Source organism: Mariniflexile sp., from assembly GCF_041583155.1.
Taxonomy (GTDB): domain Bacteria; phylum Bacteroidota; class Bacteroidia; order Flavobacteriales; family Flavobacteriaceae; genus Mariniflexile.
Genome location: NZ_JBFHGK010000068.1, coordinates 1 through 15,616 on the forward strand (window position 1 = coordinate 1; position 15,616 = coordinate 15,616).

Sequence of the window (15,616 nt, forward strand, 5' to 3'; positions counted from 1 at the left end):
AATTCTACGTTGAGGGATGAGTATACCTTCAAGCTTGAGGGTTCTACAATTGATGGCAAAATAAGTAGTATACAATGGACAGAAACAGCATCCATTAATGGTGTTGTAAGACTAATTGATCCGGTAGGTGATGATGCAAATTTATTTTCTTTGAGCCTTCCCCAAAGATCAATTAGTAGATTTATTTTCACAATAAAATAATTAATCAATCGATATTAAAGAAAACAGAAAGGCAAATAAAGTGTATTGAGTTACTTTTATTTGCCTTTTTTATCACTTATAAACAATATTCATAATTGAGACAAAATGAGTTTAAAATCTTTTTTCATTCTTGCATCATTCTTATCGCTTTCATGTTTTAGTCAAAATAACGAAGGAATTATTAATATAGATACAAAAAGTGGGCATGAAATTAAAGTGGGTGCGAGCGGCTTTAATGTGCGTATTGCAGATAAAAGCTGGAGTTACTTGCATCCAGATTTTAGACAAGCGGTTCACGAATTAAAACCTGGGTGGCTTCGATATTTTTCTGGTACCATGGGAGATGCCTTTAGCAGTGCCACAGGACAATACGATATTGATTATGCTATGATGTTCGATCATCAAAAAGAATATCTTAAGGGATATAGGTTTACAGAAGTAAAGGGACCACATCGCATTTATGATCTTTATCAACTCTTAGGAGAAATTAATGGTAAATTAATTATTACTATTAATGGTTTTACGGAAACTCCGGAAATGACCCGAGAATTGGCAAGGTTTTGCAAAAACAATAATATAGAAGTTGCAACTTGGCAATTTTGTAATGAACCTTATTTTTATGTACCCCACAGAGAGCGTTATTGGTGGAATAATGGCTATGATTATGCCGCTAAAATGAAACCCCACGCCGATGCTATTAAAGAAATTTTTCCTGACGCCTTTTTAGCCTTAAATAATACTTGGGATGGTATTTGGGGGTTCATGAAAGAAATCAATAAGTACCAGAAAGAAGAGGGGGCTTATTGGAATGTTTTCTCTAAACATTCATATGCACCACACACAGGAAAAAAAGAAACTATTGAAGCAGCGTACAAAAGAGCGAATACTAAACTTTTAGAAGCTACTTCAACTATGGCTATGCAGGAAATTGAAGATTATAGCTGGAAAGACGTACCTATGGTTATTACCGAATTTGGAGTTTGGAACGCTCCTTTAAATGGAATCTATTCTAGTATATATAATATCGAGTATGTAATGCGCCAACTGCAGCATACCAACACTTGGTATGTGGGAGCTCATGAGGTTAGTAGTAAATATGCCCCTCAAAAAAACATAAACAAACAAATTGAAGATGCTTATCATAAAGGAGAAAAGCTTTTAACAGATAGTATCCACACGGGAATAAATAGAACGCTTGAAGGAAAAGCTTATGAGATTTTTCATGAAGTAACAAATCAATCCAACTTCATTTTTGATACGAATGTCACCAATGGATTTAAAGTTTCAGGACTAAAGGATACCAAAGAAGTAGGGTTTTATGCTCAAGCTTACAAAGGAATTAATGGTTATGATTATTTAGTTTTTACGAATCGTAGTCAAGAAAATAAAGATTTTAAAATAAAAATAAATAACGAGTTGTTGAATAAGGATATTCAGGTAAAATATATAACGGCAAAAAATTTAGAAGTTCAAAATACCGATATTCAAGAAACCCAATTTAAAAACGGAAAAATCAATATACCACCTTACAGCGTTTCTATTGCTAAATGGAAGACCGAAGAACACACGAAACCTATAAGTCCAACCATTTATAAAACTGATGTAACAAATTTAGGGATTAAGGTAACTTGGGGAACTATTGAGAATGTGGATAGCTATGATGTTTTCTACGGAGAAGACCCAAACAATCTATCTGAAAAAATGATAATCACAGATGGTTTAATAAACACCGTTACCCTAAAAGATTTAATTTTATCAAAAACATATTTTGTTCAAATAAAGGCTAAAAATAGGCAAGGTACCAGTGAGTTTTCAAACGTGGTAGAAGTAAACAATAATATACCAGAAATACCAGAGATTTTTAAAAGTTCAAGACGAAACGATACAGCTACCATTTTTTGGGAAAGCGTATCCAGCGCAAATGGATATAAACTTAAATATGTAAATGTTGAAACAAATGAAGTGAAAGTGGTTGAAACCAATAACGTTTACGGATTTAGGGTTGAAGGATTGAAATTTGAAGTTCCCTATCAATTTTCAGTAGCCGCGTATAATGGATTAGGGCTTAGTGGTTTTTCAAAACCAGTTACACTCATACTTTCAAAAAAAGTACCTTTAAGCCCTAGGAATGTTTCTGCAATAAGAAATTTAAATGGAAGCGTATCAATCAAATGGATTGAGCAAGATTCAATACTTCCTGAAACAACATACAATGTTTACAGAGGAGAAGAACTTCATAAGTATAAAAAAATAGCATCTAATGTTAAAGCATCATTTTATGAAGACAATACTCCTGAAAACAAAATGTATTATTATACCGTAAAAGCAGAAACCGCTGCCGGAGAAAGTAATTTTTACCCAAACACCGCAACGTTGTTTGATGTTGAATCAAAATATTCAATAGACATTACAGATATTGAAAAGCAAGCTAACGGATACCTGCTTAAGGTTAAATTCAAAAATATTTTACTGGATGGCGATTATTCTTATGGTGTAAAAATTGAGAATATTTCGTACCTAACAGTAGAGGAGCAATTGATTTTAGGAAGAAATTTATTAGTAAACAGTAATACGTTTGAGGTTTTTATTTCTCATTTTGAATTAGCAAAAAAGTCAAAGTTTGCTATTAAGGCATTTATTAACACTAATGGAAAAAGTCTTTTTAGTAAGTTACCTAGAAATATTGAAACCGATTAAAATTTTTGGTAACTAATAAGATGGTTGTAATACGATATGGATATTGGTTTAAATCATGTGTATTGTAACAATGAAAAAAAGTTGTTTATTCATTAAATAGACTATTTGACTTCAAAAACTAAAAAAATGGGTTACAGTAAATTGTTTAAATCAAGTCTATTTGTTGTTTCAATAATGGTTTTTTTAGGTTGTAAGACTGGTTCAAAATCAGAAGTAAACCCTCCTGATATTATGAATCAGAATCCAAACATTGTTATCATCTATTTAGACGATTTAGGTTATGGTGACTTAAGTTGTTATGGAGCAACCGAAATTAAAACACCAAACATAGATGCCTTAGCATCGGGAGGTGTAAAATTCACGAATGGCTATGCTACGTCTGCAACATGTACTCCAAGTCGATTTGCGCTACTAACAGGCGTGTACCCTTGGCGAAATAAAGATGCCCAAATATTGCCCGGTGATGCCCCTTTATTAATAGATACTAAGCAACAAACAGTCCCTAAATTACTTTCAAAAGTAGGATATCAAACGGCTATTATTGGAAAGTGGCACTTAGGTTTGGGGGATGGGTTTGTAAATTGGAATGAAACCATTAAACCTAGTCCAAATGAAGTCGGTTTTGATGAATCGTATATTCTTGCTGCTACCCAAGATCGGGTACCAACCGTGTATATTGAAAATGGGAACGTTGTAAATTTAGATAAGAATGATCCTATTCAAGTGAATTATAGAATGAACTTTGAAGGAGAGCCTACAGCAATTTCTAATCCCGAAATGCTAACCATGACCTGGCATCATGGACATAATAATAGTATAGTAAATGGGATTCCAAGAATTGGTTTTATGAAAGGTGGAGATTCTGCCAAATGGAGTGATGTAGATATGGCCAATCATTTTTTGGTAAAAGCTCAAAACTATATAAGAACACACAAAGAAAAGCCATTTTTCCTTTATTATGCCATGCAGCAACCCCACGTTCCTAGAACGCCACATCCACGGTTTGTTGGTAAATCTGGATTAGGACCAAGAGGCGATGTTATTTTAGAAGCGGATTGGTGCATTGGCGAATTTATGAAAACATTAAAAGACGAAGGTGTTTTAGAAAACACATTGATTGTGTTTTCTAGTGATAATGGTCCTGTTTTAAACGATGGTTATTATGATGATGCCGTTGAAAAATTAGGAAATCATGACCCAAAAGGGGGGTTACGCGGTGGGAAATACAGTCTATTTGAGGCTGGTACTCGTGTTCCTTTTATTACGTATTGGAAAGATCATATTACACCAAGTGTATCGGATGCCATTGTGTGTCAAATGGACTTGTTGGCGTCTTTTGGTAAACTTGTAGGTGTGGAAGAAAACACAACCGATAGCCAAAACTTTTTATCTACATTATTTGGTGAATCTAAAAAAGGACGCGATCATTTAATTATTGAAGCTAATTCTAAAACCGCTTTACGCAGTGGCGATTGGATACTAATACCGCCATATAAAGGAAATGCCATGAACACAAAAGTAGGTACGGAAACAGGTATTTCACTGGAATACAAACTGTTTAACCTTAAGGAAGATTTTGGTCAGAAAATCAATTTAGCAAAATCAAATCCTGATAAATTAAAAGAAATGATTCTGGTTTTTGAAAAATTAAAACAATAACATAAAAAAGTACAAATAGTTTATTATTAAACATAAAGAATTAAATGCCTAAATACACACATCTTATAATCATCATTTTGATTATATGTTGTTTTAACTGCAAACCTTCCGCAATAAAGAAAAATGGAGAAAAGCCTAATATTATTTTTATTATGGCTGATGATTTAGGTTATGGAGATTTGGGCTGTTACGGGCAAACCAAAATTAAAACGCCAAATCTGGATAAAATGGCGACTGAAGGTATGATTTTCACGAATCATTATTCTGGCTCTACAGTGTGCATGCCATCTCGTGCCAGTTTATTAACTGGCTACGACCAAGGTCATGCAAGCGTTAGAGGTAACCCTGTTTGGACGCAAAGCGGTGATCCTGTAAATCTTAAGCCGTATGAAGTAACAGTTGCTAATGAACTTAAAAAAGTTGGATATAAAACAGCTGTTATCGGAAAATGGGGGCTTTCTGAAGGAGACACCAATGGGAACATGCCATTGGACCATGGTTTTGATTACTTTTTAGGATACAAAAAACATGGCGAAGCTCATCATTATTATTGGAATACCTTATATAGAAATAATGATCCCTTAGTTCTTAAAGAAAACAATTATGCTTTAAAAGAAGGTAAATATACCCACGATATATTCGTAAATGAAGCTTTAAGTTATGTAGAAAGAGAACAGGATAATCCGTTTTTTCTGTATTTAGCTTTAACAATTCCTCATTTAGAATTAACGGTTCCCAAAGATTCAAAAGAACCCTATGAAAATTTAGGATGGCCTAAACGCAAGATGAATACAACAGGACATTACAAAAATGATGAAGAGGGAAATACCACATATGCAGGTATGATTTCTCGAATGGATAGAGATTTAGGAAAGTTATTTGAAAAACTAAAGAAATTAGGAATTGATGATAATACGATTATTTTTTTTACGAGTGATAACGGCCCCGAGTACGAGAGTATAGATAAATTTTTTAATAGTAATGGCGATTTAAAAGGAGGGAAAAGAGATTTATATGAAGGTGGAATTCGTGTCCCTTTTATTGTTAAATACCCAGGGAAAATAGCACCAGGATCTAAAAGTAATCATATTTCTGCTTTTTGGGATTTTTTGCCAACCGCTTGTGAGTTAGCAGGAATTACACCTTCCAATAAAAATATAAATGGTATCTCTTTAGTACCTGAATTAATGGGGCGTAAAGCCGACCAAAAAAAACATGATTATTTATACTGGGAGTTTAACGAAAAACAAGGTCCTATTCAGGCCATTCGTAAAAACGATTGGAAATTGGTTTGGAAACTAGAAGGAAAACCAGAGCTATACAACCTTTCTACAGATATAGGAGAAACCAAAAACCTTGCCTTACAAGAATCAGAAAAGTTAAACGAATTGTTGGCGCTATTAAAAACCGCTAGAACTGAAAATAAAGATTTTCCATTAACAACAAGACCTGTTGCACTTCAACGAAGAGGAAGTAAATAGAATTTAGAACTAAATAATATTAATAAAACCACTAAACTCATGAAAACCAATTTGCTTTATTTACTAGCGCTATTTTTTGCCATAAACAGCTTTTCGCAATCCATCTCTTGCGTTAAAATAGTTGATGATACTTTTGAAAATGGAACTACCTTATCTAATGGTTGGACAGAATACAATACTTCGGATAGAATAACTGTTGAAAATGGTAAACTAAAATTTAACCATAATACAACAAAACCTTCTGCATATCGAACGTTTAATCCTATCGCTAGCAATTCAACTTTTTCTTTTGATGTATCAGCTTCTCGTAGCACAGTAAACTGTCAAATACATTTAATTTCATCAACTGGAAAATTTTTATCTAGTGTAGCTGTGGGAGTTCAAACACCGTCTATTAAATATGCAACTACACTGGCATCTGGAGTTCCTAGTGGTTTTACCACAGGAGCATCAGGAACAAGTTTTTCAACAAATACAACGTACAGCATTTCAACTAATATTGACTTTACTTCTAAAAAAGTAGATTTTTATGCTGATGGTGAATTAATGGCGGCTGACATCTCGTTTTTAGAAGATGCAGAAGATATTGCTAAAATCGATATTCAATTGATTTACATGTATGCCAACAATGGGCAATTCTATTTTGATAATATATCTTTATTAAGTGGAGAAGAAAATCGTTTGCTATTAACAAGTAACACAAGTTTTGCTACCACATTAATTAACACCGCTTCTCCTGGGTCGGATTATAATCAATATCCCCAAACTGCTGTTGATGCATTTCAACAAGCAATTGATAACGCAAATGCTGTACTTGATGATTGTGAGTCAGCTTCTAATACTATAGATGATGCTATTACAAATCTTCAAGCAGCTCAAGAGGCCTTTACTGCAGCAAGAGTGAATGGTTTAGTTCTTTCACTAAAAAACGACACAGGAATTATTGAAGATAATTTAGGATCGGTGATCCGATGGGAGAATCAAGTTGAAGGATACGGTGATGCTACTCAAAGCATTAGTGCTCTAGGGGGTGAACAGTTACAGGAAACTTATCCTGGAAAAGTGACTGTTGGATTTAATAAGGAAGGTTCATTTCTTGAACTTGAAGGTACCAATACTTCCGTGTCAGATAATACCTTTAGTCTTTTTTATGTGGGTAAAGCAAATCCAACAAATAGAGTAGCTTCATTAATAGGTAATTATATTATTGATGGTGCTTGGGATAAAATATCAGGAGTAAGAATTGTAAAGTTAACAGATGGTACAATCAATTTACAATATGGTACTCCTGGATTAAAAATTGTAACCTTAGGTTCTATTCCTGGGGATGGTTATTTCTTTATTGGATTTTCCATAGATGCATCAGGAAATTACACCTATTTTGATAGTAGTTCTCCATTAATTAAAGAAGGAACCCTTAGTGTTGGAATACTACAAAATAGCACAAATTTTCAATTAAATCTTTTTGAAGATATTGATGGACCAAAAACTTACGATCATACAGAAGTGGTAGAATTATCAATGTATGATGTGAAGCTGAATGATCTTGATTTTCAAAATGAGTTTACTAGATTATCTACAGAATACCCGGAATTAGTAAAAGCTGAATTTTCTGTTACAGATGTATCGCCAACAGAACGCTTAAATTTACCCGCAAATTCAAGTATCATCATTACGTGCGATCAACCTATAGAGCCAACTTCTATATTTCCAAAAATTTACATTAATAAAAGTGTAGATGAAGCTGCTGGTACCTGGAACTTAACTTCTTCTAACATACTTACTTTTACTCCAAGTACAAATTGGCCTGCTAATGCCTTAGTGACCTTAAAAGTAAGCGAAGGTCTTACTTCTATTGAAGGGGTTCCTGTTAATCTATCAAAAGGATCAAACTATAACTTTATTGTAGAGAGCGATAAAGATTTTGGTGCCTCAGAAAACATAATACTAACCTCCATAGCTACTGTAGATTTTCCTCAAGAAGGTCATACTTTAGGAATGAAATTAAATTTACCAACAAACAGAACCGAAAAAACACCTGTGCATTTTTGGGTACATGGTGGTGGTTGGTCTGGTGGTACAGCTGCAGCTTCTGCTGGATCTTATTCACCGCACGGAGAATATTTAGCAGAAAATTTAGGTATTGCAACTTTAGGAATTGGATATAGATGTTCTGGTACTAGTGGAACCTTTTCTTTAGCTATGGAAGATGTAGCTATTGCATACCAATGGGCTCTAGACAATGCTGATACTTATAATTTTGACATGACTAAAGTTTTTTTTAGTGGAGGATCTGCAGGAACACCTTTAGCAGCCTTAGCTTCTCAACAACTTCCTAATGTTATTGGATTTATTGGGTTTAATGGAATTTATGATTTTGTAAACGATGCCGGAGATTTTGGTACAGGAAACTGGTACAAACAAAATGTTCCTAGCGAAGAAGCAAACTCGCCAATTTTTCAATTAAATGATAATCCACCAGCAACAATTATGATGCATGGCGATGCAGACACCACCATATCTTATACCCAGAGTACTCGTTTTGCTGAAGCTATTAACGCGAAAGGTGGGACTGCCGAAACTATAATTTATCCAGGGGAAGTTCATGCCTTTTTTAATCTAGGTCAAAAAGCATATGAAGATGTACTGTATGAGATGGCTAGTTTTATGAGAAATTTACTTTCAGAAACCTTAAGTGTTAGTGGTTTAGGTAAAAAAACAGAAAGTAAAATAATAGCATACCCCAATCCTGTAAAAAAGGGAGATATACTTAAGGTTCGTTTAAATTCAAATTTTACCTCAGTAAAAGTACAAGTCCAAATAATAAATAATTTAGGTCAGATCGTGTTAAATAATGCCATCAATTCAAACTCAAATACAATTATACTAGACATTAAAGGGTTTGAAAAAGGTATTTATTTTTTGAAAGTAGGGGCAAACCAAATGTCACAAACTTTAAAATTTGTTGTTCAATAATAACAACAAAAACCAATCTAAAAATTAATGATAAAAAATAGTATGCTATTCGTAGTGTGTTTAGTGTTTCTCAATTCAAACGCACAAGAGAAAAAAATATGGAATGAAACCGAGAAAGAAAAGCAAGAAAGATTAGCTTGGTGGACACATGACCGTTTTGGAATGTTTATACATTGGGGTACGTATTCTATGGCTGCCAGACACGAAAAAGTGATTAAAAACGAAAAAATGTCTGAGGAACATTATAAAAGATATTTTGACAATTTCAATCCCGATTTATACAATCCAACCGAATGGGCAAAAATGGCCAAAGCGGCTGGAATGAAATACGCTGTAATAACCACCAAACATCACGAAGGATTTTCTTTGTTTGACTCTAAATATTCTGAATACAAAATAACTAAAACTCCTTATGGCAAAGATGCTTTAAAGGAATGGGTAGATGCCTTTAGAGCCGAAGGGTTTAAAATTGGGTTTTACTACTCGGTGATTGATTGGCATCATCCAGATTACACGATTGACAGAGTTCATCCTCGTGCACCTAAAAATGATGCAGACTATGCGAACCTTAATAAAGATAGAGATATGAATGTGTATCGTAAATTCATGAAAGACCAAATTACAGAACTTTTAACTAAATATGGGAAAGTAGATATGCTGTGGCTGGATTTTTCATTCCCCGGTAAAAATGGGAAAGACAGTGAAGACTGGGATTCGGTAGGGCTTATGAAGTTAGTTCGTAAACTACAACCCGCTATCATTGTCAATGACCGATTGGATATTAAGGATTATGCAGGGGGATGGGATTTTACGACACCCGAACAATTTAAAGTAACCGAATGGCCTACCGATAATGGTAAAAAAATCCCTTGGGAAACCTGTCAAACTTTTAGTGGCTCTTGGGGCTATTATCGTGACGAATTAACTTGGAAAGATAACAAACAACTCTTAGTTCTATTGATTGAATCCGTGAGTAAAGGAGGAAACGTTTTATTGAATGTTGGGCCTACGGGAAGAGGCGAAATCGACTATCGAGCGCAAAATGCTTTAGGGAAAATAGGGGATTGGATGAAATATAACGGGAAATCAATCTACGGTTGTACACAAGCACCAGCTGAATTTGAAGTTCCTGAAAATTCTATATTGACTTACAATCCAACAACAAACAGACTGTATATCCACTTAATTGATTACCCTTTAGAGAATTTTACGCTTAAGGGGATGAAAGGAAAAATTAAATATGTACAGTTTTTACATGACAATTCTGAGATAAAAATTACCAAACGCCAAGGTTTTGGAGCAGGTGCAGGAGAAGGGTTAAACGAAAATGATGTCAACCTTTCGATTCCAGTCGTAAAACCAAATGTTGTAATACCCGTAATTGAGATAATTTTGAACTAAAAACGAGGTTATACACTTTCATTAAGTGGGGTAATCAATTTTTTTCAACAGCAATAGTCCTGAGGTTTATTGCTGTTTTTGTTTTCTATGAACTTCAATAACGGACTGTTTAGCAACAAATGTAGTCTGCAATTGAGATGTTTATTTTTTTTATAAACGCTTAATTTGTCTTAAAACTTAATAAGCTATCGCTTTAAAGAATATTCTTAACTAACTATAAACCAAAAAGAATGAAGATAAAAATACTTTATCTAGTAGTCCTTTTATTTACTATTAACAACTTTGGACAAACTAGTCAATGTGGAGCCATAGTCAATACTAGTTTTGATGTGGATGGTGCTTTGCCTACTGGCTGGACAGAGTATAATACCTCAGGGCGTGTTAGCGTTGATGCTGGAAGATTGAAATTGGATTACACAACTGATAAGCCAGCTGTGTATCATACTTTTGATGCGGTAACGGACAATTTTTCCTATGCTTTTGATGTTGCTGCTACCCGAAATTATGTCAATTGTAACATGAATTTAATTTCGTCAACTGGTAAATATTTAGCCAGTGTTACATTTGCTCTAAACAGTAATTTGAATATTCAGTATGCAACTTCTATGGCTGCTGGTATTCCAGGTAGTTATTCTGGAAGTTTAATTCCTTCTAATTTTGTGACCAATACCACTTATTCTATTTCTTTAAATGCCGATTTTGCCCATCAAAAAATAAACTTTTACAACAATGGTGTTTTGATGGCTGCTGATATTCCTTTTTTAGAAACTACTCAAGAGGTGGCTAAAATTGACATTCAGTTGAATTATATGTACAACAATGAAGGGCGTTTCTTTTTTGATAATATTTCCTTATTAAGTGGAGCAGCCAATCGTTTGGCTTTAACCAATAATGTAGCTGCCGCAGAAACACTTGTTGGTTCAGCCTCGATAGGTAACAAATACAATCAATACCCGCAGTCAGTCTACGATAGTTTTCAGCTGGCAATTACTAATGCTAAAGCTGTTCTTGCTGATTGTAATTCGGCTTCCAATACCATCGACAATACACTGTCTGACCTTCAAACAGCTCAAGATGTTTTTACCAATTCAAGAGTCAATAATCCTGTTATTAAAATTTATGAGGGCTATAATTTTTCAGGTGAAGAGCACCAAATTTATTGTGGTTACTATAATGGTACTTTGGGTACTTATGATGATTGGGGAGTTTCTTTTACTTTGGAAAAGGGATATATGGTAACTTTTGCTGAGAGCATTAACGGTAAGGGAGTTAGTAAAGTATATGTTGCTGCAGAGACAAATTTAAGAATAAACCTTCCAGAAAATTTACAAAAGAAAGTCTCTTTCATTCGTGTTTGTCCATGGAATGAAATTCATAAAAAAGGGCTTGGAGCAAAAGGCGATGATGTTGTAGCTGCATTGAATAATTCTTGGTATTATAACTGGGGAACTACAGGGGAGGCTATTGGTAGTGCAGAGTTTGTTCCCAATCAATGGGGTGGAGGGACTGTAGAAAAAGCCATTAGTCTTGGTGAGCGAATGGATATTTCGCATTATATGGCTTTCAACGAGCCTGACAATGATGATCAGTCCAATATGACGGTAGATAATGCTATTATAAAATATGAGAATCTGTTAGCATCTGGTTTACGCTTGGGCTCTCCTGCTGTAACTGACGGTGCTGCAGGAGCTGCTTGGAGAGATGAGTTTATGACTAAGGCAGAGGAGAAAGGTCTGCGTGTGGATTATATAGTTGTCCATTATTATAAAAAATCAACACCTACTGGTTTCTACAATTGGTTAAAAGCCATCTATGACAAATGGAAACGCCCTATTTGGATTAAAGAGTTCAACTATGGTGCGACTTGGGTTGCAAATAAACCAACAACGAATGAAGCAGCAAGTGAAGGACTGGAATCTTATATTAATATGCTAGATGCTACTCCTTTTGTAGAACGATATGCTGTTTTTACTTGGCAACCTGACCAGCCAGTGTACTCTTTAATGGCTGTACGTAATCCTATCACCTTAAGTGCTTCAGGGATTATGTATAGAGATCATGTTTCACCTATAGCTTATACGCAAGAGATATATGAGCAAGGGACTCCATTGTCTGTAATTAAAAACTCAAAATCACCAAATGTCTTACTCTTTAATACAATAGTGAGCGATGGTTCTTTTAATTTGATTTATTCAGATGAGTTTGAAAATAGCGAAATCGAATTAACCATTTATAATACGAGTGGGCAGCTTGTAAAAAAAGTGTCAGATTCCAGGACTAGAATTGATGTTAGTACTTTTTCGAGTGGTGTCTATTTTATTAAAATAGCCTCCGACTTAGGAAATTTTGATGGGAAAATAATTGTTCCGTAAGTACTTCTAAAATAAAATAATAGCTTAAAATAATTCATTAAAAAATAACAGTTATGAGAATACTTTATCTAATCGTACTATTTTTTAGTATCAACAACTTTGCTCAAACTAGTCAATGTGGAACTGTCATCGATCAAACTTTTGATACTGCTGGTGCTTTACCTACTGGCTGGACTGAATACAATACTTCTGGGCGTGTTAGCGTTGATTCAGGAAGATTGAAATTAGATTACACAACTGATAAGCCAGCCGTATATCATACTTTTGGTGCGGTAACAGACAATTTTTCCTACTCTTTCGATGTGGCTGCTACCCGTAATTATGTTAATTGCAATATGAATTTAATTTCGTCAACAGGGAAATATCTGGGCAGTATTACTTTTGCTTTAAATAGTAATTTAAATATTCAGTATGCAACTACTATTGTTGATGGTATTCCAAGTGGTTATTCTGGAAGTTTAATTCCTTCTAATTTTGTAACAAACACAACCTATTCTCTTAGTCTGAATGCCGACTTTACCAATCAAAAAATTAATTTTTACTACAATGGCGTGTTAATGGCGGCGGATGTTCCTTTTTTAGAGACTACACAAGATATAGCGAAAATTGACATTCAGTTGAATTATATGTACAACAATGAAGGGCGTTTCTTTTTTGATAATATTTCCCTTGTAAGTGGGGCAGCCAATCGTTTATTACTTGGAACTAATCTAACTACTGCCGAAAATTCGATTGCCTCAGCCGTTATAGGTGATAAATACAGTCAACATCCACAGTCAGCTGTAGATGCTTTTCAGTTAGCCATTACTAATTCGAAAGCCATACTAGCAGATTGTAATAGTTCGTCTAATTCCATTGATAATTCTATTGTAGAACTTCAAAATGCGCAAGATGCTTTTGCTAATTCGCGCGTTAATAATCCTATTCTAAAGCTGTACAATGGGAATAATTTTACTGGTGAGGAACACGAAGTATACTGTGGTTATTATAATGGCGGTTTAGGCGAGTACGAAGACTGGGCGGTTTCTTTTACCTTAGAAAAAGGATATATGGCCACTTTTGCTCAAGATATTAATGGATTAGGTGTTAGTAAAGTATATGTTGCACAGGATAGCGCTTTAGAAATAAACTTGCCTTCAGATTTGCAGCGTTCTATTTCATTTATACGCGTGAGTCCTTGGTATCCAGTAGGTAAAAAAGGTAGTTTAGGATATGTTAAATGGTCTACGGCTGATAATTATAACACCACTTGGTATTATAACTGGGGTTTGGTGCCTACTAGTCAAACTTCAGCAGCGCAATTTGTTCCCATGGCTTGGAGTAAGTCGGATAATTGGACCTCGCTCGAGAAGATGGAAGAAATTGGGAAGAATATGTCATTTAATCATCTCTTAGCGTTTAATGAGCCTGATAACTCCTCACAATCAAACATGACAGTAGCACAAGCATTGGAAGCTTACCCTAAACTATTGGCTTCGGGACTTAGACTGGGTGCTCCTGGTGTCGAGAATATAGATTATAGTGCAACAAATGATTCGTTTAATGAGGATTCATGGATTAAAGAATTTATGGATGAATGTGTAGCACGTGGGTACCGTGTTGATTTTATTCCAGCTCATGATTATGTACGTCGTTCAAAGGTAACTTTCATTGAACGCTTTAAAGGCCTTCATGACCGATATAACCTTCCAGTTTGGGTGACTGAATACAACTATGGAAATCCAAATATGGGTTCTGCAAATCTTACCGTCGAACAAGGATATACAAATATAAAAGGCTTAACTGAAGGGCTTGAAGAGGTAGATTTTATTGAACGTTATAATTGGTACTATTTCTTTGGAGCTTCTTCAGGAATTGGAGGAATGACTAATGGGGAATTGAATATCACAGGACAATTTTATCGAGATTTAGCCTCACCAGCTCCCTCTTATATTCAAGAACAATATGAACAAGGTCCAAGTTTGAGTTTAACAGATCTTGATAAAAACAACAAATATATACGGGTTTATCCTAACCCAGTAACAACGCCAATACTTAATCTTAATTATACAAAATCATTAAACGACGCTACAGTTAGCGTATTTAATGCCTATGGGCAAGAAGTGATGAAGAAGACAGGTTCACCTCAACATATAGATGTTACAAATTTAAGTAATGGATTTTACTTGATAAAGGTATCATATGCAGGGGCGAATATGACAAAAAAAATTATAATTAATAAATAAAACATTAAATTAAGAATAAATTACTAATGTTTTTAATTGCCTTTTTATTTACACTTTATGGCTTTTTATAATCCAGTCCTAGTGGCGTTGTAATAGATAGTACCTTTGATGCAGCAGAAGCGTTGCCTGATGAAAAGGAGGCGATAAAATCCTTGAGATGATGATGATGATTGGGAAAAGGATAGAATCAATTAAATGGGATATTATTTAGTGTCTTAAAAAGGAGTTTGCTCCCTCAATTCTTTTTCAGTGCCTTTTTCAGAGGCACGAAATCAAAGAATTGGCCCATAGCGAAGGTGTTTTACTGGATCCTGTTTATACAGGAAGGGCATTTTATGACATGTTAGACCATCCTGAATACAAAAATATAAGAAAAAATTCCAATGTTCTTTTTTGGCAAACGCGAGGTTTGCCTGCTTATTTTCATTCTTCCAAGGAAATAATGTAGGAAAATAACAAGAGTTTGATTGAATTTGGTGCTATTTGTGCGTGTTTGGTATGCCTAAATAAAAAAGAACAAAATGTTTTAGCAATGTTTTAGCAAAATAAAAAACCCAAGAATTAAAATCCTTGGGTTTCCCTTTGTTTACAAGTAGCGAGAGGG

At 34.6% G+C, this 15,616-nt stretch carries 8 protein-coding genes; all 8 read left to right on the top strand.

Going from position 1 to position 15,616, the window contains the following annotated elements; genetic code table 11:
- Nucleotides 1–201: hypothetical protein (locus ABYI63_RS16165; protein WP_372757845.1), on the top strand; the 201-nt coding region annotated here is incomplete at its 5' end.
- Between the two features lie 105 nt (nt 202–306).
- The gene (locus ABYI63_RS16170) at nt 307–2,898 is read left to right on the top strand and encodes a fibronectin type III domain-containing protein (RefSeq protein WP_372757846.1); all 2,592 of its coding nucleotides are present in this window, start codon (nt 307–309) and stop codon (nt 2,896–2,898) included.
- A 126-nt stretch (nt 2,899–3,024) separates the two neighbouring features.
- Nucleotides 3,025–4,557, top strand: coding sequence for an arylsulfatase (locus ABYI63_RS16175; RefSeq protein ID WP_372757848.1), 1,533 nt, complete (start codon nt 3,025–3,027; stop codon nt 4,555–4,557).
- 44 nt (nt 4,558–4,601) lie between these two features.
- Nucleotides 4,602–6,038 carry an arylsulfatase gene (locus ABYI63_RS16180; protein WP_372757850.1) on the top strand — a complete coding sequence of 479 codons (1,437 nt, stop codon included), beginning with the start codon at nt 4,602–4,604 and terminating at the stop codon, nt 6,036–6,038.
- Between the two features lie 39 nt (nt 6,039–6,077).
- Nucleotides 6,078–9,014, top strand: coding sequence for an alpha/beta hydrolase fold domain-containing protein (locus ABYI63_RS16185; protein WP_372757851.1), 2,937 nt, complete (start codon nt 6,078–6,080; stop codon nt 9,012–9,014).
- 27 nt (nt 9,015–9,041) lie between these two features.
- Entirely contained in the window at nt 9,042–10,415 is a 1,374-nt protein-coding gene (locus tag ABYI63_RS16190; protein ID WP_372757853.1) for an alpha-L-fucosidase, read from the top strand.
- A gap of 230 nt (nt 10,416–10,645) precedes the next feature.
- Nucleotides 10,646–12,787 carry a glycosyl hydrolase gene (locus ABYI63_RS16195; RefSeq protein ID WP_372757854.1) on the top strand — a complete coding sequence of 714 codons (2,142 nt, stop codon included), beginning with the start codon at nt 10,646–10,648 and terminating at the stop codon, nt 12,785–12,787.
- A gap of 53 nt (nt 12,788–12,840) precedes the next feature.
- Nucleotides 12,841–15,012: a glycosyl hydrolase gene (locus tag ABYI63_RS16200; protein ID WP_372757855.1), complete on the top strand. Its 2,172-nt coding sequence runs from the start codon at nt 12,841–12,843 to the stop codon at nt 15,010–15,012.
- Nucleotides 15,013–15,616 lie beyond the last annotated feature (604 nt).

Bases quoted from the DNA above. Each gene is read 5' to 3' on its own strand.
- ABYI63_RS16170 (WP_372757846.1), top strand. From the start codon at position 307: ATGAGTTTAAAATCTTTTTTCATTCTTGCATCATTCTTATCGCTTTCA.
- ABYI63_RS16195 (WP_372757854.1), top strand. From the start codon at position 10,646: ATGAAGATAAAAATACTTTATCTAGTAGTCCTTTTATTTACTATTAAC.
- ABYI63_RS16185 (WP_372757851.1), top strand. From the start codon at position 6,078: ATGAAAACCAATTTGCTTTATTTACTAGCGCTATTTTTTGCCATAAAC.
- ABYI63_RS16200 (WP_372757855.1), top strand. From the start codon at position 12,841: ATGAGAATACTTTATCTAATCGTACTATTTTTTAGTATCAACAACTTT.
- ABYI63_RS16175 (WP_372757848.1), top strand. From the start codon at position 3,025: ATGGGTTACAGTAAATTGTTTAAATCAAGTCTATTTGTTGTTTCAATA.
- ABYI63_RS16180 (WP_372757850.1), top strand. From the start codon at position 4,602: ATGCCTAAATACACACATCTTATAATCATCATTTTGATTATATGTTGT.
- ABYI63_RS16190 (WP_372757853.1), top strand. From the start codon at position 9,042: ATGATAAAAAATAGTATGCTATTCGTAGTGTGTTTAGTGTTTCTCAAT.